3 protein-coding genes are annotated in these 2,643 nt (G+C 68.5%); 2 read left to right on the top strand and 1 reads right to left on the bottom strand.

Features of this window, described 5'->3' with window-relative positions; translation table 11 throughout:
• Together VFM98_RS04810 and sbmA are read left to right on the top strand one after the other, a co-directional pair.
• Positions 1–531, top strand: a 531-nt coding sequence (locus tag VFM98_RS04810) for an aconitase family protein (protein WP_325108759.1), incomplete at its 5' end; no start/stop codon positions are given.
• Between the two features lie 99 nt (positions 532–630).
• Entirely contained in the window at positions 631–1,647 is a 1,017-nt protein-coding gene (gene sbmA, locus VFM98_RS04805; RefSeq protein WP_325108758.1) for a peptide antibiotic transporter SbmA, read from the top strand.
• Between the two features lie 135 nt (positions 1,648–1,782).
• Here the strand turns inward: sbmA and VFM98_RS04800 are convergent, their stop codons facing one another.
• Positions 1,783–2,613 carry a helix-turn-helix transcriptional regulator gene (locus VFM98_RS04800; protein ID WP_325108757.1) on the bottom strand — a complete coding sequence of 277 codons (831 nt, stop codon included), beginning with the start codon at positions 2,611–2,613 and terminating at the stop codon, positions 1,783–1,785.
• Between the last annotated feature and the right edge of the window lie 30 nt (positions 2,614–2,643).

The following is a 2,643-nucleotide window of genomic DNA, read 5'->3' as shown; positions in this document are numbered from 1 at the left end:
CCCAACGACCCGGACGATGCCAAGACCCTGTCCGAAGTGGCCGGCACCAAGATCGACGAGGCCTTCATCGGTTCGTGCATGACCAACATCGGCCACTTCCGCGCCGCGGCCAAGCTGCTGGGCGGCCAGCGCGACATCCCGGTCAAGCTGTGGGTCGCGCCGCCGACCAAGATGGACCAGAGCGAGCTGGTCAAGGAAGGCCACTACGCCGCGTTCGGCACCGCCGGTGCGCGCACCGAAATGCCGGGCTGCAGCCTGTGCATGGGCAACCAGGCGCAGGTGAAGGAAGGCGCGACGGTCGTGTCCACCTCGACCCGCAACTTCCCCAACCGCCTGGGCAAGAACACCAACGTGTTCCTGGCTTCGGCGGAGCTGGCGGCGATCGCCTCCAAGCTGGGCCGCATCCCCACGGTGGCCGAGTACCACGCCGACATGGGCGTGATCAACAAGGACGCCGCCAAGGTGTACCGCTACATGAACTTCGACCAGATCGAGGAATACGCGGAGACGGCGAAGGAAGTCGCGGTCTGACGGTTTCCGTCATCCCCGCGCACGCGGGGATCCAGGATCAGGCGGCCCATCGGGCCGCCTTTTTCTTTAGCATCGCGCGAAACCTCCCAAGGACAACAAATGTTCCGCTCCTTCTTCCTGACCCGCCGCTGGTGGGCGTGGTCCATCCTGGGCACCATCCTGATCCTGTTCACCACCTGGTACCGGGTGCAGCTGGACGTGCAGATCAACGACTGGTTCGGCACCTTCTACGACCTGGTGCAGAAGGCGCTGGGGAGCAAGGGCAGCGTGACGCTGCCGCAGTTCTGGGACCAGCTCGGGACCTTCCTGCACATCGCCATGATCTACGTGACGGTGGCCGTGTTCGTCGACTTCTTCGTCAAGCACTACATCTTCCGCTGGCGCCAGGCGATGAACGACTACTACATGCGCTACTGGGAGCGGCTGCGCAAGATCGAAGGAGCGGCGCAGCGGGTGCAGGAGGACACGATGCGCTTCGCCAGCATCATGGAAGGCCTGGGGATCGACCTGGTGCGAAGCGTCCTCACGCTGGCCGCCTTCGTGCCGATCCTCTGGACGCTGTCGGACCAGATCACCCAGCTGCCCGTGATCGGCTCGATCCCGCATTCGCTGGTGTGGGTGTCGATCGGCTGGGCGGTGTTCGGCACGGTGCTGCTGGCCGTCACCGGCATGCTGCTGCCGGGCCTGCAGTTCCAGAACCAGCGCCGCGAGGCGGCCTACCGCAAGGAGCTGGTGTACGGCGAGGACGACGCGGCCCGCGCGCAGCCGCCGGTGGTGGCCACGCTGTTCCAGGAGGTGCGGCGCAACTACTTCCGGCTGTTCTTCCACTACCTGTACTTCGACGTCGTGAAGTGGTCCTACCTGCAGGTGAGCGTGCTGGTGCCGCTGATCGCCCTGGGCCCCACGGTGGTGGCGGGCGTGATCACGCTGGGCGTGATGCAGCAGATCTCGCGCGCCTTCGACAAGGTGACGGAGTCCTTCCAGTACCTCGTGTACAGCTGGAGCACGATCGTGGAGCTGATCTCCGTCTACAAGCGCCTGCGCGCCTTCGAGAGCCGCATCCACGACGAGCCGGACGTGGAGCCGCCCGGAGGGGCGATTCCGGCGCAGACGTGAGCAGGGAACGGGCGGATTTCGTAGGCTGGCGCTGAGCGGCGCCAGCCCGAAGCCCAGCGCTTCGTGCGCCGGGACGGCCCGCCGACGCCCGGCGCTTCGCGCATCGCTGGGCTTTCGCTTCGCTCCACCGCCAGCCTACGAGGGCGCCTGCGCGTTTGCCAATGCGCGCAGCGCCGCACCCGTCGCTTCGTCCGCCGGGAAGAAGGTCTCCAAGGCCAGCTCCTGCAAGGTGACATCCACCGGCGTGCCGAACACGGTCACGGTGCTGATGAAACTGAGCACCCCTGCCGGAGTGCGCAGCTGCAGCGGCATGGCGATGCCCAGCACCTCGCCCTCCAGCCGCGGCGACTCCTGCTCCGGCGCCACCGGGTAAGCCCGCAGCTCGCGCTCCAGCGCCTCCAGCACCGGATCCGCCGTCGCCTGGATCTGCTGCCGCAGGCGCTCGAACAGGTGGTGCCGCCACTGCCCCAGGTTCACGATCCGCGGCGCCACGCCCTGCGGATGCAGGCTCAGGCGCAGCACGTTCACGGGCGGCTGCAGCAGCGCGGGATCGACCCCCGCCAGCAGGTGCGCCACCGGGCGGTTGCTGGCCACCAGGTTCCAGTGCCGGTCCACCGCCAGGGCCGGAGCGGGCTCGTGGCTACGCAGGATGGTCTGCACTGCCTCGCGCGCGGCGGCCAGGGCAGGGTCGTCCAGCGGTCGCTCGCGGTACATCGGCGCGTAGCCGGCCGCCACCAGAAGCGCATTGCGCTCGCGCAGCGGCACGTCCAGCCGCTCCGCGAGGCGCAGCACCATCTCCCGGCTCGGCACCGACCGGCCGGTCTCGACGAAACTGAGGTGCCGGGTCGAGATCCCGGCTTCGGCGGCGAGTTCGAGCTGGCTCAGGCGGCGGCGCAGCCGCCAGTGGCGCAGGTGCTCGCCGAAGGGGCGGGCATGCACGGCGGGCGGGGCGACGCGGAGGTCCATTCCGTGATTGTCACCCCCGCGCAGGCGGGG

Origin of the sequence: Ramlibacter sp., from assembly GCF_035706265.1 — a bacterium.
In the GTDB taxonomy this organism is placed as follows: Bacteria; Pseudomonadota; Gammaproteobacteria; order Burkholderiales; family Burkholderiaceae_C; genus Ramlibacter.
This window is presented reverse-complemented; position numbering and strand designations above follow the sequence as displayed.

Coding starts and splice junctions, on each gene's coding strand:
- sbmA (WP_325108758.1), top strand. CDS start 631: ATGTTCCGCTCCTTCTTCCTGACCCGCCGCTGGTGGGCGTGGTCCATC.
- VFM98_RS04800 (WP_325108757.1), bottom strand. CDS start 2,613: ATGGACCTCCGCGTCGCCCCGCCCGCCGTGCATGCCCGCCCCTTCGGC.